The organism is Natrinema sp. SYSU A 869 (genome assembly GCF_019879105.1).
Classification (GTDB): Archaea; Halobacteriota; Halobacteria; order Halobacteriales; family Natrialbaceae; genus Natrinema.
The window spans coordinates 820,848-844,769 of record NZ_CP082247.1; the positions used below are offsets into that span (position 1 = coordinate 820,848).

11 protein-coding genes and 4 pseudogenes are annotated in these 23,922 nt (G+C 62.4%); 7 read left to right on the forward strand and 8 right to left on the reverse strand.

What is annotated here, in order from left to right; translation table 11 throughout:
- Positions 1-51: 51 nt before the first annotated feature.
- The 3 genes from K6I40_RS03695 to K6I40_RS03705 form a co-directional block, all read right to left on the reverse strand.
- Entirely contained in the window at positions 52-987 is a 936-nt protein-coding gene (locus K6I40_RS03695) for a prolyl oligopeptidase family serine peptidase (RefSeq protein ID WP_222912899.1), read from the reverse strand.
- A gap of 184 nt (positions 988-1,171) precedes the next feature.
- The gene (locus K6I40_RS03700) at positions 1,172-1,633 is read right to left on the reverse strand and encodes a hypothetical protein (protein ID WP_222912900.1); all 462 of its coding nucleotides are present in this window, start codon (positions 1,631-1,633) and stop codon (positions 1,172-1,174) included.
- Positions 1,630-2,472 carry a ParA family protein gene (locus K6I40_RS03705; RefSeq protein ID WP_222912901.1) on the reverse strand — a complete coding sequence of 281 codons (843 nt, stop codon included), beginning with the start codon at positions 2,470-2,472 and terminating at the stop codon, positions 1,630-1,632. The genes K6I40_RS03700 and K6I40_RS03705 overlap by 4 nt, the downstream gene beginning before the upstream one ends.
- A gap of 1,347 nt (positions 2,473-3,819) precedes the next feature.
- Here K6I40_RS03705 and K6I40_RS03710 point away from each other — a divergent pair.
- Positions 3,820-4,511, forward strand: a pseudogene (locus K6I40_RS03710) (mandelate racemase/muconate lactonizing enzyme family protein); the annotation flags it as partial.
- 96 nt (positions 4,512-4,607) lie between these two features.
- Here K6I40_RS03710 and K6I40_RS03715 read toward each other — a convergent pair.
- The gene (locus tag K6I40_RS03715; RefSeq protein ID WP_222912902.1) at positions 4,608-5,030 is read right to left on the reverse strand and encodes a heme-binding protein; all 423 of its coding nucleotides are present in this window, start codon (positions 5,028-5,030) and stop codon (positions 4,608-4,610) included.
- Positions 5,031-5,523: 493 nt separating this feature from the next.
- Here K6I40_RS03715 and K6I40_RS27820 point away from each other — a divergent pair.
- The 4 genes and pseudogenes from K6I40_RS27820 to K6I40_RS03730 form a co-directional block, all read left to right on the forward strand.
- Positions 5,524-5,718, forward strand: a pseudogene (locus K6I40_RS27820) (dihydrodipicolinate synthase family protein); the annotation flags it as partial.
- A 919-nt stretch (positions 5,719-6,637) separates the two neighbouring features.
- Positions 6,638-8,065: a glycoside hydrolase family 4 gene (locus K6I40_RS03720; RefSeq protein ID WP_222912903.1), complete on the forward strand. Its 1,428-nt coding sequence runs from the start codon at positions 6,638-6,640 to the stop codon at positions 8,063-8,065.
- A gap of 425 nt (positions 8,066-8,490) precedes the next feature.
- Positions 8,491-9,735: a right-handed parallel beta-helix repeat-containing protein gene (locus tag K6I40_RS03725; protein ID WP_222912904.1), complete on the forward strand. Its 1,245-nt coding sequence runs from the start codon at positions 8,491-8,493 to the stop codon at positions 9,733-9,735.
- A gap of 165 nt (positions 9,736-9,900) precedes the next feature.
- A pseudogene (locus tag K6I40_RS03730) lies at positions 9,901-10,928 on the forward strand (GDSL-type esterase/lipase family protein).
- 75 nt (positions 10,929-11,003) lie between these two features.
- On the opposite strand, the gene K6I40_RS03735 reads toward K6I40_RS03730, so the two are convergent.
- The gene (locus K6I40_RS03735; protein WP_222912905.1) at positions 11,004-11,678 is read right to left on the reverse strand and encodes a carbohydrate-binding family 9-like protein; all 675 of its coding nucleotides are present in this window, start codon (positions 11,676-11,678) and stop codon (positions 11,004-11,006) included.
- A gap of 183 nt (positions 11,679-11,861) precedes the next feature.
- Positions 11,862-14,624 (reverse strand): family 78 glycoside hydrolase catalytic domain, encoded by a 2,763-nt coding sequence (locus K6I40_RS03740; RefSeq protein WP_222912906.1) that lies wholly within the window; start codon positions 14,622-14,624, stop codon positions 11,862-11,864.
- Positions 14,625-14,774: 150 nt separating this feature from the next.
- Here K6I40_RS03740 and K6I40_RS03745 point away from each other — a divergent pair, with 150 nt between their 5' ends.
- A complete protein-coding gene (locus tag K6I40_RS03745; RefSeq protein ID WP_222912907.1) occupies positions 14,775-16,970 on the forward strand; it encodes an RICIN domain-containing protein in 2,196 nt (731 codons plus the stop codon).
- A gap of 490 nt (positions 16,971-17,460) precedes the next feature.
- On the opposite strand, the gene K6I40_RS03750 is transcribed toward K6I40_RS03745, so the two are convergent.
- A complete protein-coding gene (locus tag K6I40_RS03750; protein ID WP_222912908.1) occupies positions 17,461-18,639 on the reverse strand; it encodes an oligogalacturonate lyase family protein in 1,179 nt (392 codons plus the stop codon).
- Between the two features lie 64 nt (positions 18,640-18,703).
- Complete coding sequence (locus tag K6I40_RS03755) at positions 18,704-20,566, reverse strand: DUF2264 domain-containing protein (RefSeq protein WP_222912909.1); 1,863 nt, start codon at positions 20,564-20,566, stop codon at positions 18,704-18,706.
- A 115-nt stretch (positions 20,567-20,681) separates the two neighbouring features.
- Between K6I40_RS03755 and K6I40_RS03760 the strand changes: the two are divergent.
- Positions 20,682-23,872 (forward strand): annotated as a pseudogene (locus K6I40_RS03760) (glycoside hydrolase family 2 TIM barrel-domain containing protein).
- Positions 23,873-23,922: the final 50 nt, after the last annotated feature.

Below are 23,922 nucleotides of genomic sequence, written 5' to 3' on the forward strand. Positions count from 1 at the left end.
CCCAAATTGGACATCCTCTCGGCCCACAGTATGAAGTGAGGTAGTACGATATTATCGGTCGAGCCAGCGAGCCAACCAGTCATAGGCGCGCGACCGGACATCGGCGGGGAACTCGTGGCCGCCCTCGAAGAACAGCGTTTCGAACCGGTCCGAAACGCCAGCGTCGGCGTAGGCCTCGGAAAGGGTACCAGAGAGCGTGCGGACGGAATCAGGAGGGAAAATACGATCCGCCGTCCCGTGAGTTAGCAGCAGCGGCGTCGGCGCGACGTCCGCCAGTACGGCCTCCATGTCGCCGACCGTTAGCAGATCGGGGACGTACAGTGCGAAGTTGTGGGTGATCTGCTCGCGTTGAACGGCGGCAAGTCGGGCCGCGCCGCTGGAAACGACGGCGGCAGCGACTCGATCGTCGAACCACGACAGCCAGGCGGCCTCCTGACCGCCTAGGGAATGTCCGAGTACGCCCATAGCACCGGCGTCGACCAGGTCATAGCTCTCGAGGACATCGAGTGCGACGACGAGGTCCGAAAGGTACTTCGCCTGGAGAGTGGAGCCACGCAGCAGTCGGTCCATCGCGACGAATTTCTCGTAATCGGCACCGTCGGGAGCCGTTCCGGCCGTGCGCTCGTGCTCGGGCGGTCGTCGATCCTCGAAGCAAAGCAGATCCGGACAGCAGACGACGTGACCGCGCTGGCAGAGTTCGACGCCATAGTGGTACGGCTCCGTGTCGCTCAGTCCAGCAGGGTCAGACTTGCCGACGGCAAACTCGCCCGCGTGAGGATGAACGGCGAGGATGCTAGGCCGTTCACCGTCGATATCATCAGGGACGAGCAGATAGGCTCGGATTCGTTCATCCGATTCGACATTGTACTCGAGGAGACGACGCTCGAATCCGTCGGCGGCCGTGACCGAAACGGTCTCAACGGCCGGGCCGGGACGGTCAGGGACCGTCCCAAGACAATCGAGAATCGCGTCACGAGTGACGTCCATATCGGCATGACGGACGAGAGAACCATAAGTACAATCATCAGAGAGATTATTTTCGTCGGAATGTCCTCCGCGAGTGTAGCGAAGGAACGGTCACTCGTTTGGGGAACGAGAACCGAGAACGGTGATGATCAACCGAGGTACGAGCGTTGGTAGGACGTACTACACTGACCGGTGGTCAAGTGAATTATTTGGTTGATTCGAAGCCCCATGCACGAAGTCGTTCGACGACCTCGTCGACGTTGTGCATCGCAGCCTCGTAGGCCGCTTCCCGGACGTCAGTCTTTGAGACATCAGTTCCGAGTTCGTCGCTGACTGCATCGACAAACTCGTCCTCCGCGTCGACCACGTAATCTCGGAGGTAAAACTGGACCATCTCCCGGTCCTGTTTGACGTTATCCCGTACGTAGACCCAAGGGACACCGCCGTCATCAGTGCCGGCTTGCGGGGGGTCCCGGATCACTTCGCTCGAATTGGATTCACTGACTTCATCCTGATCGTCGTCTTCAGTGGTCTCTGCTCGAGGTGTCTCCTCCCCGGTAGCTGAGTGATCCGGTTCGGGATCGGATTCGTCATCGACGGTCGTCTCTGCTTCTGCGTCCTCGTCTTGCACGTCCGCGAACGGATCACTACCGGATCCCTTCTTCATCGTTCGCTCACCTCTTCGATCTCCGTCGTTAACTGATCGATCTTCTCGAGGGTTTCCATCTCGTGATCGCGCTGGCGATCGCGATAGTCCTCGACATAGCGTCGCGGTGTACACTGCTGGTCCCAGCAGCCCTCGAAGAGCGACGATCGGTCGCGAATCGCGACCGGTGCGGGATAGCCCCGATCGCGAATCTCCATGAGGTATCGCTCCTGATCGGACGTTCGACCGACGCCGTTCGGGACGGCCGAGAGGACGCCGATTTCGGCTTCGAGCCGATCCTCGAGGCCATCGACGAGTTCCTCTAAGCCGAGGACACTTTGCATTCCTTTGCCGGTCGGCTCGACGGGAATCACCAAGCTTCGCGTGGCCGAAACGGCGTTATAGAGGTGCGGGCCCGCAGTCGCCGGCGGATCGATAACGATCACGTCGTATTCCTGTGGGACACTGGACGCCAAGAGCACCTGTCGGAGCCGGTCATACGGATCGAAGTCGTCACCCTCACCGAGATCGTCGGCCATCTGCTGTGCTCTGTTCAGGAGATCCTCGAGGTTCTCGAGCATGTTGTGACTCGGAATGAGATCGAAGCCGTACTCCGTTTCGCAGATGAGATCCTCGAAGGACCCTTTCGGTCGATCGATCAGGTGGCGAACGATATTATCCGCCTGACTGTCGTCTCGAGGTGCATCAACATCAAGGAGGTAGGTGAGTGATCCGTTCTGCTGGTCCATATCGATTGCGAGGACATCGAGTCCGTGGTTGGCATGAGACTCGATCAGTGCCGCTCCGATCGTCGATTTCCCGACGCCGCCGGCCTCCGAGTAGGTCGTATATGTGAGCATACGAGTTAGTTAGTCTTCTCGAATATAATACTTCACCATACGCACTCGAGAAGGCAACTGGTTAGCCTAATTAGATAGCCTAACTATAATCCCAACACGACACCACTGGCGACGACGGTTCTCGAGAAAGGGCGTTGGAATACCCGATCAGTTAGCCTAACCGAATAGACCAACGGCTGATGTAGACACAGCACTACTCCGCTGCAGCCCCCAGTATAGATTTCTGGATCGTATAACCGATTACCCCAACCAGTTATCCTAACCAGTATCCCAACATGGTACTACCGGCGACGACAGTTCTCGGGAAAGGCTATCGACACATCTAATCAGTTAGCCCAATCGAATAGGCTAACTACTATGTACGCACAGTGCTACCCACCGCGTTAGCCGTCAGTATAGGTTTCTAGATCACCTAACCGATTGGTCTAATCAGCTATCCCAACCAATATGCCAACACGGTACTACCGGCGGCGACAATTATCGAAAAAGCCCACCGGTATGCCCACCCAGTTAGCCTAATTGGATAGGCCAACTACTGGGTAGATACAGCTCCCCTCCGCTGCAGCCGTCAGTAGAGGTTTCTAGATCGCCTAATCGATTGACCTAATCAGCTGCCCTAACCAATATGGCAACAGAGGATCAGCCGCTGCTAGATCGCTCAATATAGATTTTCGACTCATCTAACTAATTAGCCTAACCGACTATATTGGCCAGTAGAATTAGCCGAACGATCGCCCAGGAATTGACCATACCAACAGACCTCCCCAGCAAGCTGCCCCAACGGACTACCCTAATTGGCTAGCTAACTTGGGAAATCTATTCGGTTAGCCTAATTGAGAGGCCGAAATGACCGGCCGAACACAGCAGGTCAGTCCCTCTATCCAGAAATGGATTCGATTCGGGCAAGCTATGCAACCTAACTAGATAGACTGGTCGATCAGCATATCCATTCAGCCTAATTAGGGGCATCTATGGACTCTTCGATGAAAGATGCGGTTTGGACATGACGATCGTACTACTGTCGACTGATAAGCTACCCGGACTGTATAGGATGACAGGTGGGGCTAACTAAATAGACTAACCAATAAGCCTAATAGCGTAATTGAGTTTGGACCACAGTCATCATCGACGTCACGTCCAGTTCACTGAAGCGCGACTGGTCGCTGCTACCGATTATCTGTTCACTATCTTTCTACCGACCATGATAAACGGTACCATTTTACTCACGGCGTCGGTAGAGGTGACCATGTCGATGCGCAGTACCGTCCGTTTGGGTCCGGGACAACTATTCGAAGCACAGCTTCTGAGAGGAAGACGCGAATGATCGCTCAGTCCGACCACATCGACGCAATCAAGTTCGACCTCGATATGGAGCAGGACAACGAGCCGGATCCGTACAACGGTCGGCTCACGAACGCCGCGCTGAATCGCAAGGTCGAGGTCGTCGACGCCGTCCGCGAGGCGGTCAGTAACGAAATCGACCTCGCCTTCGACTGCCACTGGGACTACACTGTCGAGAGCGCGACCCGTCTCGCGAGCAAGCTCGAGCCGTACGACCTCATGTGGCTCGAGGACGTCGTTCCACCGGAGGAGACGGACGCGCAACGCGAAGTCGCCCGGCGGACCGAGACGCCACTCGCCACCGGCGAAAATCGGTTTCGTATCCACGAACTGAGCGAACTACTCGATGAGTATGCTGTCGACGTGATCACGCCTGATCCGACGACGTGTGGCGGTCTCGCGGAGTCGAAACGCATTGCCGAACGCGCCGAGGAGCGATACATTCCCGTCTCACCGCACAATGTCTGTAGCCCCGTGGGACGATGGCCTGTGTTCACCTCTGTGCGGCCGTCCCCAACGCCGACGTACTGGAATACCACGCGCTCGAGGTCGACTGGTGGGATGACCTGCTCGAGCGCGACGAGCCGTTGATCGAAGACGGGTTCATCGACGTGCCGACCGAGCCGGGACTCGGCATCGAGCTAGACGACGAAGTCGTTGAGGAACACGTACTTGCCGGAACGGACGGGTTCGACTGACAACGCGATGGCAAACGCGTTCAAACAACGCACTTCGTCGGCGTTGTGCAACACAGCGTCACCGAGTACGACCACCGGGAGTGTTGCTCCGTCCCATCACTCAGCCGGGCTGAACGCGTCGACCCCTACGCCGGCGACCGCAACGTCTTCCGAAACGTCACCGCCGCTGGCACCGACCGCGCCAACTACCTCGCCATCGTGCTCGATCGGGATACCGCCACCGAACGTGACAACGCGAGTATCGTCCGTCGACTGGAGACCGTACACGTCACCGCCTGGTTCGGATCCCTCCTTCAGGGCTGCCGTCGGCTTCTTCACGGCCGCTGCAGTGTAGGCCTTGTCACGTGCGATACTCGCTGCAACGAGCTTCGCACCGTCCATTCGGCGAAACGCGAGGAGGTTCCCTTCGTCGTTTGTTACTGCGAGGTTCATCGGAACGCCGAGTTCAGTTGCCTTCGCTTCGGCAGCGTCCAGTATCTCTTTCGATTCGTTTAGCGAAACCGAATGTTGTGTCTGCATTTCAGTAACCGGTGCTCGATCCAGTGACAAGCCATTTTGGATCCATACGTGTATTGCTGGGTCCTCCGAAACGGGACTCACATCGGCGAAGCTATCGATTCCGTTGTCAGTCGTCTCATCGGCCGGTACGATACTCACGAAGAGATATACAGTATTCCTCGAGCAGCCAGAGAATCGACGAGATCTGACACTAACACCGACTCGGACCGCCAGGGTTCATGAACTGTCTCCTATTATGCTGATAGGGTGTCCTACGTCTTGCCGTTGTCCCGGAGTTCGTCGCCGACCGTCTCGCGAGCGTGTTCGAGACTGGACTAGCGGCGATCGGTATCTCTAACCCCGCTACAATGCCGAAGCCAGGATCGTCGTGACGGTGATCGATACTGGCAGTACCACACCGTCCATACATCAGTCAGTAGGACGGTCACAGCTGTTCTATATATCGTATATTGCTATATGATTCGGATGGCGAACGGGGTTCGAAACCAGATTACTCGCTGTTCAAACAGAGCGTATCGACGTTACCGAGACGAACGGTTCGGCACTGCCAGACGACACGTGCGTCCTCGCTGGTGTCTGGGAGCACGAAGACCTCACGGGAACTCATCACTGCGTACGATGGGATCGGCTCGACGCGATAATGATCATGCTTCCGGACCACACGTGCATTCACGAACAGGGATTCCTCGAGGATGACAAACGCTCGCGAGCGACAACGTGGTGCCGTGCGAACTGGTTGCCAGCCTCTCAACGAATAGCAAACGACAGGCCAAAGCGGACGGAACAGCGCCAACCCAATCTCGACCGACTGCTCTGAACACCGGGTCACGAGTCGAGTCCGTTTTCGAGAGCAGCGTTGCAGAGCCGGTCGGGTCCCGTGATCACGCTGGGTACGGTTCGCCACGGTCAGTTTTCGTGATATCCGTCATCGTCGGAAGAACGGTCCCAGCGGACGCAGCCGGATGATAACCGGTACTCGGACGCTGTCTCCGGCACAGTTTGATGGGTAACCGCGAAATGTCGTCCGGGAGCACCGGAACTGTGTGTGCCACCGGTGGTTTGTCCGCCCGTGAGATTACGATCATACACATGTAAATATCGGCCGGCATTCCGATGGAAACACGTCTAAGCGACCGAATTCCATGGACTCAAGACCGAGAAGTGGCGTTCTCGGGCCGTCCGGTAATAGCGGACACAGAGTGGGTAGCGCTATCACGGGGCAGAGAAGCAGATAGAGACGGACGACACTCCCAGCAGTCGGACATGCTCTTCGAGCGCATTACCCGCTCATAGCCGTCCCGGTACTCCCAGCCGTAGACAACATAGTTGTCGAACGGACAGTGTCGGATATCCCCACTCACACCGAACATCGCTTCTCTGGTTCTATAGGTACCTCCGACGAGCGTGATTAGCGGACGACGGACCAGTCGTCTCGAGCAGAGACTAACACCTCACTGTCGGTAGGACGGTGTAGTGTGATGGCGGGTCTCGGTGTGTCCGGGTTCGATGCAGCCGACTTACGGACAACGAGTGACGCGGTTACGACGCCCTGGATAGCAGATGACACAACGGCAATGCCTTTGTACCCCCGTCTACGTACAGTTCGTATGCATCAGCTCGAAGAGAGATCTTCGTCGCAGTCGCGTTCCTCGGTAAAGATCGGCTATATTGGTGGCGGCAGTCACGGATGGGCACACACGCTCATCAACGATCTGCTCCAGTGTGATGATCTCGCAGGGACGGTATCACTCTACGATATCGACTACGAAGCGGCCGAACAGAACGCGAGGCTAGCGAACGGTCTCGCGGACCGGCCGGACGCCAACGGAGCGTGGACATTTGAGGCGCGTCGGAACGTTGACGACGCGCTCGCGGATGCCGACTTCGTCATCTGTTCGATTCAGGATCCGGTCGAAGAGACGTTCGTCCACGACATTGATGTCCCACAGGAGTACGGGATTTACCAGACCGTCGCGGATACGGTGGGCCCCGGCGGCACCCTACGCTCGATGCGAGTGATCCCGCAGTATCGTGAGATCGCGTCGACGGTCCGCGAACAGTGTCCCGACGCGTGGGTGATCAATTACACGAACCCGATGACGGTCTGTACGCGGGCGCTCTACGAGGAGTATCCCGATATCAACGCGATCGGACTCTGCCACGAGGTGTTCGGAACCCAACGGCTGCTGGCCGACGTCGCCGAGACGCACATCGACGAGGCCGAGGACGTTACGGCCAATGAGATCAACATGAACGTAAAGGGGGTCAACCACTTCACGTGGATCGATAACGCGTACTGGCACGGCCACGACGTCTTCCAGTACCTCGATCGCGAACTCGAGGAGCGACAACCGATCCCGGGGTTCGAACCCGGTGAACTGGACGACGAGTCCTACTGGACGAACCACCACCAGATCGCCTTCGATCTGTACGATCGGTTTGGGCTGCTCGGTGCGGCGGGCGACCGACACCTCGCCGAGTTCGTCCCCTGGTATCTCGACATTGACGAGCCAGCGGAGATTCAGCGCTGGGGCGTTCGGCTGACACCCAGTTCCGCCCGCACTGGCGACAGCGAGGGCCCAGCGAAGATGGAACAATATCTGTCCGGCGACGAGGAGTTCGAGTTCACCGAGTCCGGCGAGGAGGTCGTCGATATTATGCGTGCGCTCGGGGGGCTCGACCCGATCAAGACGCACGTCAACTACCCGAATCGGGGGCAGACTCCCGACCTGACGGACGGTGCCGTCGTCGAGACCAACGCCGTCATCACCGGCAGCGGCGTCGCACCGATTACCGCCGGCGAACTCCCGCGTGAGATTCGGTCCATGGTCATGACGACCGTGAACAATCAGGAAACGCTCATCGAAGCCGGCTTCGCCGGCGACCTCGATCTCGCGTTCCAGGCGTTTCTCAACGACCCGCTCGTCACCATCCAGCGCGACGAGGCCCGCGAACTGTTTGCCGAACTCGTCGACCTCGAGCGCGACTACTTACGGAACTACGATCTCGAGGACGCCGACGTCCTCGAGGATTAACGACGGAACAGCTGAGGGACAGCACTGGAGACCATATCAGCTGTTCTCCGTGTTGTCGGAACGCGTTGGCGTCCACTCGTGACGCGGTAAAACCGACTGTCGATCGATATTCGGTCCGAATTTTGTCGCAGAAGACGAGCTACCTTTTTAGTACCAACTGGAACGGTTTACACGCTGATCGCATCGTCCGCGGTTCTCGCTCACGTAGCTCGCTCCGAACCGCGCTACCGTCGTGCGATCGGGTGTGCAGTGACGTTCAGTGGCTACTATAGTTCTCGCCCGACTGATCGAACGGAGACGAGTCCTCGTTTGGGTTGGTTTTATATTCATGAATCCGTTCGGCACAGGTTTTTACTGTAGATATAATAATTATATTCTAGAAATAAGATTTAATAATAGTGTTCCCGATAGACATTGATGCAACTATGCCACTAAATAGCACGAGAAATAGTAACAGAGAAGAGACTGAGCGAGTCGAATCGAGTACTGCGACTCCGGGCGTAACCCGTCGCCGCGCGTTATCGCTCGCAGCCACGGGGCTGGCAGCGGGTGCGATCGGTACTGTGCAGGCGAGCAGCCACGACGCAGAGGTGTGGCAGACTGACGGTACCTGGTACGCCGCAAACGACGGGACGGTATACGAGGGTCCGGACCACATCGATGCGATTCAGGCGGCCGTCGATAGCCTCACCGCCGGTCGCGACTGGAAGGAGACGGTCCTGATCAAAAACTCCGGGTCAGTCGGACCCCACTCGTGGGATGGTGACCTCAAGACGGTCGATTTACCCAGTTATACCGTCATCAATCACAACGGGACGATCTCCGTCGAGGACACCGGCGACGACTTGATCGTGCCGTTTCGCGCACAGAGTGTCGAATCGATCGAGATCCAGAACGTCAATATCGAAGGGAACCCCCGCTACGGCATCTGGATCCAGAGCTGTTCGGATGTCCAGTTGGGCACCATCAGTATGTCGCTGTGGGACACCGAGGACGTCGGGATCGGGATTCGGATCGACGACAGCGACGGCGGCCGGAGCCAGAACGTCACACTCGACTACGCCTCCATCGAGGGATCCCAGCATCACGCGGTCGAGACCTACGGCGTCGACACTGTCGACATCGGCACCGTCGAGACCGTCGACACGGGTGGCTGCGGGCTGCTGTTGAACGACACGGCTCACGCGACGGTCGACCACGTCGACGCCACTCGGGCGGACCAGGGCGGGGGCTATGCCGGCTTCCGGTGTGCGAACGGTGCCGGACCGGATATCACCGTCAATCAGGTTGACGCCGTTGACTGCGGTCGCGGGATCTTCACCGTCTCCGGGAGTGAGGGTATCGAGATCTACAACGTGTCCCTCGATGGCAACGGCGGGAACCTTATCCAAGACTCCCGATATATACTCATCGACGGCGGGACTGTTACGAACACTGGTAGCAGCGGTATCCGCATCGACTCGCGGAACAGCGACGACCACCCGTATACGACAAACGTCACGGTCCGAAACCTCGAGATCACGGGCAACGCCGAATACGGCGTCTACGAGACCGGACCCGACACGGGAGACAACGCGATCGTCGACAATCACTTCTGTGACAACGCCAGCGGTGCGATCGAAACATACGCAGACAGCACGGACGTCAGCGGGAACTCGTACTGCAGCTAGGACGGCCCAACGGTGGGGATCACCAGTGACGGACGATCGAGTTGATCCGAGAATGAGACCGGACTCCGATCGCGAGCACTGGTTCCAGATTCGGATTCAGGCGCGGCCGCGGCCGCAGCCCGAGCCACCACATAGTTGATATGGTAGCGGGATAACGTGTCCGCTATGCACCACGACGGCATCCAGTTTCACAACGTCGGCGATGTGCGATCGATCGAGGGCCGAAATGGGAAGTTACTGCAACGGGTTCCCGAGGCGGTCAGAACCGAACTCAACGACGGCGCGCAGTCGCGGATGCGCCACCCCGCGGGGGTCGAACTCCGGTTCGTCCCCGACGGTCCCACGACGGTGACGCTCTCGACGGTCCCCGGCGGGAGTTCCGAAGAAGGAACCGTCCGGGTCTTCTGGGGACCGATCCAAGGCCCGACCGAGATCGTTATCGATGACGACCCGACGACGATCGAAGTCTCGATCCCGGAGAAGCTGACCGACCTCGAGCCGTCGGCCCGCGAAGACCTCGCGTTCGATCCGCGAGTCTGTCGGATCCAGTTGCCGGGCGAACACCGCTGCGGACCGATGGTCTATCACGGCCTCAAGGGCGACGTCCGTCCGCCCCGTGAGGACGAACTGCCCGACCAGCGCTATCTCGCCTACGGGACTTCGATCACCGAGGGCGAAGCACCGCTGGGCGAGCATCTAACCTACGTGAGTCAGACGGCCCGTCGGCTCGGTGCCGATCCGATCAACCTCGGTTCCTGTGGCACGGCCTACTGCGACGCCGCGATGGCCGACCACATCGCCGAGCGCGACGACTGGGATATCGCGACGCTCTCGATTTCGATAAACATGGTCGGTACCTTCTCCCCGAGGAGTTCCGCGACCGCGCCGAACGGATGATCGACCGGGTCGCGAGCGCCCACCCCGACAAACCGGTCGTCGCCATCACCATCTTCCGCAACTCTCGGGACGTCTGCCAGAGCGCCGATCCCGAGAGGCTGTGCGCGCGGTTCCGCGAGGAACTCCGTGAGATCGTCGCCGAGACGCCTCACGAGAACGTTTCACTCCTCGAGGGGCCCGACCTGCTGCCGACCATCGGCGGACTCACCACTGATTTAGTCCACCCCGGTGACGACGCCATGATCACGATGGGCGAGAACCTCGCTGCCGAACTCGAGCCACTGCTCGAGGACTAACGACGGAGCCGGAACCAGGTCACCGGGTTCGATTTCGACGGTCGATGGGCTCGATGCCGACGGTCCAGTGGCGACTCACTCGAACGGAAGCCGACCGAAGTACGTCGGCGAGTGATAGTCGGGTTCGGGTTTCTCGATGAGGTTCCAGGTCGCCTTCTGAGAGTCAGAGGCGACGCCGCTCCGGTAGAAGTTGCCCCGCCACTCCGTCCCCGCGGTCGGCGCGATTTCACGGCCGGTCAGGGTCGAGAGAACGTCGAAGGGGATCGCGGCGGCGAGCCACCAACCGTCATCGTCGGCGTCGCCGTCCGCCGTCGAGCCGGTAACCGAGGTCCGAATCGAAATCCGCGAGGCGAGGTCGGGCGAAATGAGATCGCGACCGATCCCTCGCTCCTGCCAGCCGGCCTCCTGCCAGGCCAGTTTGAACTGGCCACAGCAGTTCGGCTCGAAGTTGAGGTACAGCGAATCCTCATCGGGAGTCGGATCGGCGAAGAATTCGACGGAACTGTCCTCGAAGGTTGGACCGTTGAGTTCCGTCACCGACGCGGTGATATCGTCGTCTTCGACGAAGAACTGTAGGTATATCGCCTCGTCGTCGTAGAGAACGCGGCCGGTCGTGAGTGGTTTCGGACCGCTCTCGTGCCACGAGAACTCGTCGATGTGAATTGCCGCTGCCTCCTCCCACGGCGCCCCGTCGACGGCATCGCTGAGGGGGACATCGCTTCGTGTACGGGTGATCGTGTACTGTTTCACGCGAGACGTTCGATCCTCGAGTGACAATAACACACCGATCCCGACGCCGAACTGACGGTTGATAACGGCCGATGACGACTGACGACGACCGACGACGACCGATGGCGGCCGCGATTGCGATCGAGCCCGTTCGCCGTCGTCTCGAGCCCGGTCCGTCCCGTCTACTGTGGCGCGTTCACTGCGTCACTCGAGCGCGAACCGGTAGGTCCCCGATTCAACGTCGATTGCGAGTCGTTCGCCGTCCCGAACGGCCGAGACGCCGTCTGGAAGCGTCGCCGATTTCCCGCTGTTCCCGCCGTCCCCATCGTCCCAGACCGGGTTGCCATTGACAGTCGCGACGGCGTCTCGATCGCCCGTCGGGAGCGCGACCGTCGCTGACGTATTCCACGGGATCGTCGCCTCGAGTCGGAATGTCTCACTGCCACCGTCCGCCCGAGTCCCCGCAGGTTCGCCGCCTCGCGTCCACGAGATTTCGACGGTGCCCCGTTCAGTCGGCACCCGGCCTGACGCGGACTCGAGTCCCGCTTCAGGCGGGCGGATTTCGACGTGCTCGCCCGCGACGCCGTCGGAGCGAACGCCCAGAAGCGTCCGAAGAATGCTCACCAACACCGTCGCGCCCATGGCGTGGGACTCGCTGCGATTGCGCCGGTGGTCGTCCGGCAGAGACGAGTCGCGACAGTGCCAAGTCTCCCAGGTGAACGTGCCGCCTTGCTCGAGGATGTTTGCCCAGCCGTCGTCCTCGGCGTTCGTCACCAGTTCGACGATCGCGTCGGGACGGTCCGCGGTCTCGAGCGCCTCGAGCAGCCACGGGACCATCATCGGCCCCATCTCCATGCCACAGTCGGCCACGTACTCGGTGACGGCGTCGACGTGCGCGTCGGGGACGAGGTCGAACGCTAACGGGAGGGCGTTGGCGTGCTGAGAGGTGGAATCGCTCGCGTCGCTCGCGTCACAACCGTCGACGTAGCGGTCGTCCTGTCGGAGGTGCTCGTCGATCGCCGCCTCGAGCGCGTGCTGGCTGTCGCGATAGTGCGCTCGCTCGTGGTCCGGTCGGTCGAGTGCAGCCGCGATGTCGGCCGCCCGCCCGAGTGCGCTCGCACAGAGAACGTTGACCGTCGTTCTGGCGGGCCAGTCCCGATCGTAGCCGTAGCGCATTTCGGGGGGCCAGTCGACGATCCCCTCCTCGTAGGGGCCGCCCTCGCCGCCCGAGAGGGCCGTGACAAGTCCGGTATCGGCGTCGACGTGGCGCTCAACGTAAGCCGCGACCGCCTGGACGACCGGGTAAGCGAGATCGAGCGTTCGCCGATCGCTGGACGTGCGGTAGTATCGCCAGACCCATTCGGGAAACGACGCGGTGAAATCGGGGATATCGCGTTTTCCGTCTCCGTTCGGGTAGACGGCGTTCAGACGCCCTTCACCCGTCCAATACCGGTAGTGGGATCTGACAAACTCCTCGATCGCCGTCCGGCTCAGCGTCCGTTCCGCGAAGGCCCGGGTCGTCGTCTGAGAGACATTAAAGCCGTCCAGCAGGAACTGCCCTTTCTCGCGAGTGGGCGTGTCGACAAACCGTTCCTGACAGCCGTACAGCGCGGAATGGCGGGCGAGTTCAAAGACCGCGTCGACCGTTTCATTCGCGGACTCGAACGTCGCCGCCGTCTCGTCGGGGACGTCGTTTCGCGTCGCCAGCAGTCGCACCTGCTCGGGCTCGAGTCGCTCGCCCGGGTCGTCGATCTGCAGGTACCGGACGCCGAGGTAGTTGAACGGCCGGAACCGTCCCTCGCCGTCGGACTGGACGTACTCGTAGCTCATGTCGGTCCACTGGGTACCCTCGGTGGCCGAAACCGTCCCGTCGTCCTCAAGCAGATAGCCCGCCCTGAGTTCGACTCGATGACCGGCCGTTCCGTCCTCGAAGCGCACTTCGGGAAGCCCGGCGTAGACGCGGCCGAAATCGACGACGTACGAGCCGGAGTCGAGGCGCTCAATCGAGGCCGGTTCGACCGGTGACTGGACGACCTCGCACTCCCGTGCGACGAGGCGCTTCCACGGGTCCGTGGGATGGGTGCCGACGACGTCTGCGGGCTCCCATCCTCCCGTATCGAACCCTGGTTCGTCCCAGCCGAGCGGGACCCGGCGACCGTCGATGATCTCGACCGGCTCGGCGATCTCGTCGTTTCGCTGCGGTGCGTCCTCCCGCCACTCGGCCTCGCGGACGCGCCACGATCCGTCGGTGACGACGGTGCGCTCGGAACCGTCGGCGAACGTCACCTCGAGTCGGCAAATGAACCCCGGTTCGACGGCGGGTCGTCCCTGTCCGGCGCCGTTCCAGTTGCACAGCGCGCCGATCGCGTTCTCGCCCGTCTCGAGGTTGTCGGTGAGGTCGACCGTCTCGTAGTACTGGAAGTCCGGATAGGAAAACGACTGGCCGCGATCGACCGTGCGGCCGTTGACCGAAAGTTCGTACTGGTGGCTGGCAGAGACGTACGCTCGTGCCCGATCGATCTCCCCTTCGACAGTGAGTTCGCGGCGCAAATAGGTGAACTGGTCGCGCTCGAACGTGCCGTCTTCGGGACGGCGTATCCAGGACGCCGCCCAGTCATCAGGATCGAGGAGTCCCATCTCCCACCGGGCCGGTTCGCTCCACTCGCTCGGTTCGTCGGCCTCGTCCCATACTCGAACTGTCCAGTAGTACGCAGTTCCGGACTCGAGGGGATCGCCGTCGTACGTCACTGCCGGACGGTCCGACGATCGCTTTCCGGTGTCCCAGAGGTTCCCCTCGCCAGCCGAGAGCCGGTCCGGCGTCGATGCGACGAGCACTCTGAACGCGGTTTGTCGCGCGCCGCGGCGGTCGGCGTCGACCCGCCAGCGCAGGTCGGGCGTCGGCTCGTCGATTCCGATCGGATTTGAGGCGTACTCGGTTCGAAGGTCTACCGGCTGGTTCCGTGACATCGTCGTTTCCGTCTGTCACCCCTCTCGGAAACCCTAAAAGAATACCGGCGCGGACGCGCCAATCATCGATACCCGGGATCGTCCGTCAGCTCTCGTGACAGTGATTGTATCCACAATAAATACTTATGATAGGCAACTGTTCACACCGGTGTGGTACGAGATATCGAACCGCAGGGAAGTGGCAACGCGAGCGAACGCGACGTCGGTCCAACGTTCGACCGACGGACGATCCTCGGTCTGTTGGGTGCCGGCGGCCTCGCCGCGACGTACGGAAGCGGTGCGGCGCGGGCCGACGGTGGCCAACCCGCTCAGCAAAAGGGGGATTCGGGCCCGACGCGCAAGTGGAATCAGGACATCGACGCACAGGAACACGACCTCTCGAATCTGGGTTCGCTCGAGGTCGATCACGTCTATACGGCGGCGCGGAACGCGGACGTGATCGTCTGGAAGGACGATGACGGCGTCTTCCACGCCGACGGCGCAGACGGCCACGTCGCGAGCGGTGAGGACGTAATCGAGGTCACCCAGGCAGCAGTCGACAGCCTGACCGACAGCCGCGACTGGAAGGAGCGGGTTGCAGTGGTCTCGCCGAGTACCGTCGGACCGGTCGACGGAAGCGGCGACGTGCCGACCTACGAGGGGTCGAACGACATCAAAGGGATCGAACTGCCCAGTTACACCGTACTGGACGTCCCTGCGACGATGCGCGTCGAAGACGAGGGCGATCAGGCGCTCGTCGTCCCGGTCGAGGCCCACGACGTCGAACACGTTGAAATCCCGAACTTACGGGTGGTCGGCAACCCCCGGTTCGGGTTGTTCCTCCGGAGCGTCCGGAACCTCCGACTCAGGAATGTGAGCGTCGAGATGACCGGCGAGAGCCCCCGCGGCGGCATCGGCGTCCGCATCGACGGCTTCGCCCACGGCCGCGGCGAGGACACCGTTCGCTGTACGGATATTCAGATCGACTCGGTGTACGTCGAGAACTCGGGCGGCCACGCATTCGAAACGTACGCGGTCGACCGAATCCAGGTCGGACAGGTCATCGCGAACGGCGTCGAGTCGGGCTGTGGCGTCCTGCTCAACGAGACTACCGACGCGACGGTCGGCTCGGTCGTCGGGAAAGAGATCGATCCCGGCGGCGGCTACGCCGGTTTCCGCGTCGCCAACGGGACGCACGACGTCACCTGCGATCAGGTAGTCGTCCGGGGCGGTGCCCGCGGTATCTTCGGCGTTTCGGGATCACATAACATCACCATCGGCGAGGTGAACATCTCCGAGATGCTCGGCGGCGTCTTCATCGAGGACAACCAGAACTTCACCATCGAGGGCGGCGTCGTCAAGAACTGCGATTGGGAGGCCGTGCGCATCCACTCGCGGTCTGACTTCCAGCACGATCCAACGAACGGCGTCACGATCGCGAACCTCCGCACCTACGACGATCGACCGGCGGACGAGCGCGAGCAGAGTTACGGCATCTACGTCTCCGGCGGACAGACCTCGAACGTCCGGATCATCGACTGCGACGTGCGCGGCGGCGGTACCGACCAGAACATCCGCGTCGACGCCGACGACACCGTTCTCCAGAACAACCACGGCGGCGGCCTCGCGAAGGGTACTGCCTCCCTCGAGTCCGGCACAGACCCCGCCGCGACCGTCGAGGGCGTCAGCCCGTTCGGCTACCAGCAACCGTCGCTCCGGGCCGATCCCGTCGAAGCGGCGGGCGTGACGTTCGCCTACGATCACTATTTCCTCTGGAACGCTGACACGGAGGCGTGGGATCTCCACTTCGAGTGGAAGCGCGACCCCGGCCAGGACGTGGACGTCCAGTACGTCGTCGACAATCCGCGAGCGAACCTCGGGACTCACGAGTCGATGGACGACGGGGGAGAGTTGACGGAACTCGAGGCGGGGACCTACCGGCTCACCTCGGCGCTCAACGACGACGACATCGTGATGAGCGTCGACGGCGACCTCGCCGACAGCGCAAACGTCTACAACGACACCTGGGGCGAGGCGAACGGCCAGGTGTGGGACGTCACGGAACTCGAGGACGGCGTCTTCCGCATCAGTCCGACCGACGCCGACGGGCTCGCGCTCGAGACGGCCGACGGCGGGACCGATACCGGCACGAACCTCGAACTCGGCGCGTGGGAGGAGGCCGACCACCAGAAGTTCGAGGCTAACCCGGTCGCGCCGGACCGCTACTCGCTCGAGCCGACTCACGCGGACGACCTCGCGGTCGACGTCTGGGAGACGGATCCCGATCCGGGCGCCGATCTGCGCCACTGGAACGTAACGAACGGGAGCAACCAGCTCTGGTCGTTCCAGGACCCCCAAGACGGATAGCTGCGGTCCGTTTCGGCTCGAAAACGTTCCTCCGTTCGATTCGATCAGCGGCCGACTGTGAGACGGCGAGACTTTGTAGCAATCCAAATCTTGATACTCGTCCACAGAGTAGGTCGATTCGCGCACCGAAACGTGCGCTACAAACGGAATAGCCTCTGGCAAGTCTATTCACAGACATCTCCCTCTGTGGAGTATCACCCACCAGAGGGAGAGATTTCGAGACGACCGAGACGATCGGACCGCTGTGTCCGCGAGTGAACGGTGTACGGCGCGAAGCGGTCGAGAATCCCAGCGCGATGCTCGAGCCCAGCGGAACTGCTTCGTACTTCTGAGGACGCCGCGGGAAGGCAAATAGCCTGGAATAGTGATCCCGCGAACCATTCGAATAGTGCGAGACCTCCGGTGATAGTCGCCCCTCACTCGTACTGCCGGCCGGACCGGTTCCCGTCGACTGTTCGCGGCGAGAAACCGCTTTCAGGCGACAGGGCTGTTAGCTCTCTCTCCCGTCGAACGTTGGTAGGTCACCGAGATCGTCGGGTATCTCGACGACATAAACGTCGCTGCCGGTGCCGCCCCGGCTGCTGTCGAAGACGACGTAGTTCCCGTCCGGACTCAGCCTCGAGTGGGGGTGAACGTCGCCGTCACCGCTCCAACCGTGGGACGCCAGTTTTCGCGGCATTCGGTACTCGTCGGCGCCGTCGTCCCACTCCCAGAGCAGGTCGAAGGGAGCCCCGCGGTACGTGCCGTCCCCGACGGCCAGGTCGCGGGTATTGCTGTGGAAGTGTGTGTAGATGTCCGGCGCCGGCCACTCGCGCCGCTCCGTGCCGTCATACCGAACGTGGCCGAAGAACGGGTCCGGGTCGTCGCGGCTGCCCCGCCAGCCGTGGTAGCCGATCGTCTCGCCGTCGGCGAGCCAGTACTCGTGGCCGACGGCCTCGTCTTCGTCGGTCCGCCGGACGAGCCACGTCTCGTCCGTCTCGAGGTTCAGCGCCCGGATCCGGTCGACGTCCTCCCAGGTTCCCTCCTCGCAGTACGTGACGAGTTCGGGCCGGGTCGGCGACGCGTTGACGTGATTGAGCCACCGATCCTCCTCGACGTGGACCGTCGGCTCGTCGCCGGAGAGCGGAACCGAGATTACCTTTGAGTGGGGGCCAGCGTCCATTCGGTCAGCGATCCACTGCTCGCGGTCGTCCGACCGCCCCTCGATGTCGAGCACCTCCGAGAGAGCCACGACGGCCCGCGCTCCGTCGGCCGTCCCCGCGGCGATGCTCCCTGTGTAACCGTCGGGGCGTTCGTACAGCGGCGTCACCTCGAGGGACTCGAGATCGAGCACGACGAGCCGGTCATCGCACCAGAACAGCGCCGTCGGTTCGGTCGCGACGCGGGTGACGCCGCCGATCTCGGCCGGAAGGTCGGTCAGCTGCGTTATCCCGCCGGACTCGAGCGCGATTGAGTAGAGTTGCTGCGTCCCGTCGCGGTCCGAGCGAACGAGCAGCTGGCGGCCGTCGTCGTACCACCCCGGTTCGGTGAAGTACAGGTGTCGGCTATCGGCACCGGGATCGCTCGTCAACCGCGTGACTTGTGCGCCGGTCTCCGGATCGGTGAATCGTTCGCGCTCCGGTGGTAACGTCCGGCCGGCGTTTGGCCCTTGTCGTAACTCGTCTCCCATCTGGCTCGAGAAACGCCGTCAACACGCAAAAAGATACGCGACGGTGCGGTCGACTCGAGTCCGGCTACTCGGTCCCGCCAGTCCCCGAAATCTCGCCGGGTCGGCACTCGAGGATGCGGTCGCCATCGGCCGTCTCGATCGCGATGCGGTCGTCGCCGTCGGCCGTCACGAGTTCCGGCGTCCGATCGAAATCGACCGGTCCCTCGGGCGTCGCTCGGACGGCAGTGACCAGCCAGTGTTCACCGGCGTCGTATCGGTTCCGGAGCGTCGGGACGACCGTGCGCGGGTGCATGAGATTCGTATTCGGTTCCTCCGGGACGATCTCCGGCCGTCGATCGCCGCGCAGGTCGGTGATGAGACTCGTCCCGTTCGGATACGCGGCGCGGGCGGTCGCTCCCTCGGTCTCGTGGGAGAACCGCGTCGGGTCGTCGTCGCCCGTCCGATCGAGCGCGAATCCGCCCTCCTCGCTGTGAAGGGGTCGCGACGTCTCGAGGCGGTGGACCCGGACGTGCCAGGGAAGCGCCGGCGCCAGCCAGGTTTCGACGCGCACGTCGTCCCACGGGGTCCACAGCGATTTGAGGGTCGTCCCGTCGGCTTCGGTCGCGGTGACCGACTCGGGGGCGGGGGCCTTGTACTGGTCGCCGTCCGGGCTGAGCGCGAGCGAGCTATCGTGTCCCGCCTCCCCGAGGCCCGCGTTCTGCCCGGCCATAGAGAACCCGAAGGTCGCGGAGTAGGCGAACTTCCCGTACTTCTCCGGCCCGTAGATGCTGTCCTGGGCGAGCGAGAGCGCGAACAGGTGCTCGTCGTCCCGGCAGATGACCTTCCTGGGCTCAGACTGGACGACTGTCTCGGGTCGGTCGGGAAGCGGCTCCTCGTCGGCCTGCCAGAACGGGTGCGTCGGCTCGAGCGCGAGCGGCAGGAACGCCTTCGTCGCCCAGTACGGCGAGTTCGGCGAGTTGTACACCTCCGACGTCTTCAGCGTCGGATACCGGTATCCGACCGACAGCAGGCCGCCGTCCGTGAAGATCGGCTGGTTCAGCCACCAGCGGACGTTCCGCGCCCAGAGCCCTCTGATGACGCCCCACGGGAGCGGGTTCAGGTCCGCGAACGCGAGCGCGCCCCAGAACCCGGCCTGCGCGAAGCGGTAGGTGAGGCTCCGTCCGTAGGGGAGCGCGCGTCCCTCGTCGTCGAACCAGTGGACGTGACTGGTCGCGAACTCGGCGGCCCGCTCGCGAAACCGACCGGCCCGCTCCGGATCCTCGTCGCCGCAGACGGCGGCGTAGACGAGCCCGTAGAAGTGCATCGCCCACGGAAGGTAATAATCGATCGGGCTCCCATCCCCCGCCGGGCCGTCGGTGTACCAGCCGTCTCCCTGATAGAAAGACTCGAGGCGATCGAGCGACGCCTGTGTGCGCTTCCAGTCGTGGGTCGCACCAACCGATCGGAGGCCCATATTGACCATGACCCGGAAGAACAGCCAGTTGCAATCGTGGAGTTCGGCGTCATTGATCTGGTTCAGCCATCGGACGAGCCGTTCCCGCTCCGGTTCGGAGAGTGGGTCCCAGATGCGTTCGGGAGTCAGCGCGAGTCCAAGACCGATCGCGGCCATCTCGACGTGTTTCTGGGAGCCGTCGCCCGCCTCGCCCCAGTACTCGTCGTGAGCCGGGTCCGTGCCGTTGACGAGTCCGCGTCGAACGAGGTCCCACCGATCGGACGTCGAGTGGACGCTCAGCGGAACGAGACCCCACAGCGGTCTCGCGAACCCCTCGAGTTCGGCGGCGACGGCGGGAAAGTGAGCACCGGCCGCCGTCGGCCGCACTCGCGCGCCGCCAGGGCTGGCGTGATCGTACAACGGGTCGACGAGCCCCTCGACGGCTCGTTGGAAATCGGTTCGTGTCCGAAGCGGATTCTCTGCGATCGGATTCATACTCGATAATACTGTACTAATGGGAAAACGTTTGCTCCGATCGGGTCCCCACCTTCTGAGCCATCGATCGCCTGCGCCCGAGGATTAATGATAATTCGTCGGAGACTACCGGTCGATGACTCGAGACTGGGCCGACCCGGAGACGGTCGGTCGAAATCGGATCGATCCGCACGCGCATTGCCTCCCATACGCGGCGACGAGGAACGCAACCGCTGGGAATCGAGGGGCGTCGCCCTGGATTGCGACACTGAACGGGGAGTGGCGATTTCAGCTGTCGGAGACGCCGGCCGCCGCGCCCGAGACGGTCCACGATCCAGCGGCCGACGTGAGCGACTGGGACCGTATCGAGGTGCCCCAGCACTGGCAGACGACTGGCTACGGGGCACCCCACTACACGAACGTGGTCTATCCGTTTCCCCTCGATCCACCCCACGTCCCCACTGAGAATCCGACGGCATCGTATCATCGCTCCGTCTACGTTCCTGACGACTGGGACGATCGGCAGATCCGACTCCGATTCGGCGGCGTCGACTCCGCGTTCCATCTCTGGGTCAACGGCGAGGAAGTCGGGTACAGCGAGGGGAGTCGGCTCCCGTCGGAATTCGACGTGACCGACTACGTCTCAGCGGGCGAGAACACGCTCGCCGTCCGTGTGTACAAGTGGTCAACCGGGAGCTATCTCGAGGACCAGGATATGTGGTGGCTCAGCGGGATCTTCCGCGACGTCACCCTCTACGCGAAGCCGACGGTACAGGTTGCCGACGTCGACGTCCGGACCGAACTCGACGAGCAATACGAGGACGCCATCCTGCGGGCGTCCGTTGACGTGCGCAACGTGGGCGACGACGGCGGGACGGCCCGGATCGAACCGGCACTGCGCGACGAGGACGGCACGCCGGTCTCGACAATTCTCGAGGCCCGGTCCGTCACGCTCGAGGCCGGCGAGGCGACGACCCTCGAGTTCGTGACGACCGTCGAGGAGCCACGCACGTGGACCGCCGAGACGCCCCACTGCTACGATTTCGTGCTTAGCGTCTCCCACGGACAGGGCGACGACGAAACGGTCGTCACGCAGACGGTCGGCTTCCGAGAGATCGAGCTCGTCGACGGGCAGTTGCTGGTCAACGGCCGGCCGGTGACGATCCGCGGCGTCAACCGCCACGACTTCCACCCTGACCGCGGCCGCGCCGTCCCGCTCGAGACGATGCGGGAAGACGTCGAACTGATGAAACGGCATAACATCAACGCGGTTCGGACTGCCCACTACCCGAACGATCCGCGATTCTACGAACTCTGTAACGAGTACGGACTCTACGTGCTCGATGAGACCGACCTCGAGTGCCACGGAATGGTCCACGCGGAGACGACGGACCACATAAGCGACGACCCCCGCTGGGAAGCCGCATACGTCGACCGGATGGTTCGGATGGTCGAACGCGACAAGAACCATCCCAGCGTCATCGTCTGGTCGCTCGGTAACGAGTCAGGTCTGGGGGCACACCACGAGCGAATGGCCGCGGCGACTCGCGAGCGCGACCCGACGCGGCCGATCCACTACGAGCCGGACACCGACCAGACGGTCTCAGACATCATCGGGCCGATGTATCCGCCGTTCGAGCAACTCGAGGAGTGGGCCATGGACGACCTCGAGCATCCGGTCATTCTCTGTGAGTACGCCCACGCGATGGGGAACGGGCCGGGGAATCTCCGGGAGTTCTGGGACCTCTTTTACGAGCACGACGGGCTGCAGGGCGGCTTCGTTTGGGACTGGATCGATCAGGGACTCCGGCGGACGGCCGACGACGGGACGGAGTGGTTCGCCTACGGCGGCGACTTCGGCGACGAGCCCAACGACGCGAACTTCAACATCAACGGGCTCGTCTTCCCCGATCGGAAGCCGTCGCCCGGGCTCACCGAGTACAAGAAGGTCATCGAACCGGTCGTCTTAGGCGAGGCGGCGCTCGAGCGCGGGGAACTCACCGTCGAGAACCGGTACGATTTCCGGTCGCTCGAGCACCTTCGCGCCTCCTGGCGCGTGCTGTCCGACGGCCGTGTCGTCCAGAGCGGGCGGCTGCCGCTGCCGTCCGTCGACGCCGGTGAGTCCGCAACGACCGCGATTCCCGTCGACGCGGACGGCCTCGACACGGACGGACTCGACGCGGACGCCGAGCACGTACTCACCGTTGACGTCTCGCTCGCCCGCGAGACGGCGTGGGCGCCGGAGGGACACACGGTCGCGACCGGCGAGTTCGAGCTTCCGGAAGGTGGATCCTGGGCCGGCTCCGCTTCGCGGCCGACGACCGGCGTCGCCGCGCCGCTGACGTGTGACGCGGCCGAGGAGGAGATCCGCGTTTCGAACGGGCAGTTCGAACTGGTCTTTGATCGCACGTTCGGCGTGATCGACTCGCTCACGTACCGAAACCGGTCGCTGCTGGAGAGCGGCCCCTCGGTCGGGATCTGGCGCGCACCGACGGACAACGATGGGGGGCTCCCGCTCTCGCGGACGCTCCTTTCGCAATTCACCGAACGCTACGAGAACGAGGAGCACATTCAGGCAGGGGACCTTGCAACCGTCGGATTCGAACAGCTCTGGCGGGAGCACGGGCTCGATCGGCTGCAGTTCCGTACCGATGACGTCACGTGTGTCCGGGAAGAGGGAGATGCCGACCGCGTCACGATCACCGTCGACGGCCGCCTCGCGCCGCCGGTATACGACCACGGGTTCGCAGTCGAGCAAACGTACACGATCGAGAACACCGGTGCGATAACCGTCGACACCACGCTCGAGCCCGAGGGGGACCTGTCGGTGCTACCCTCGCTCCCCGGGTTGGACTCGATCTCACGCTCGCGGACGACCTCGACCAGATCACGTGGTACGGACGCGGACCTGGAGAGTCGTACGTCGACAGCAAGGAAGCCGCCCTGCTCGGCCGGTACAGCCGATCGGTCGCTGCGCTCCAGACGCCCTACGTCGCCCCACAGGAGAGCGGGAACCGAACGGACACCCGCTGGGTGACGTTCACCGACCAGCGCGGGATCGGCCTCTTCGTCACCGGCGAGACACCGTTCGATTTCGGCGCACACCGCTTCAGCACTACCGATCTCGACGATGCCGATCACGATCACGAGCTGCCGAATCGGGATGGCGTCCGGGTTTCGCTCGACGACGAACACTGTGGGCTCGGGACCGGAAGCTGTGGGCCGCCGACGCTCGAGCAGTACCGTATCGAGCCGCGGCCGACCTCGTTCCGTCTCGAGCTACACCCGTTTACTGCAGACGGAGTCGGGACGACCGATCGGTACTGACGAGCGACGAGCCGTGTGGTTCGGTGCCTATCGGTTTCGGTGTAAGGAAC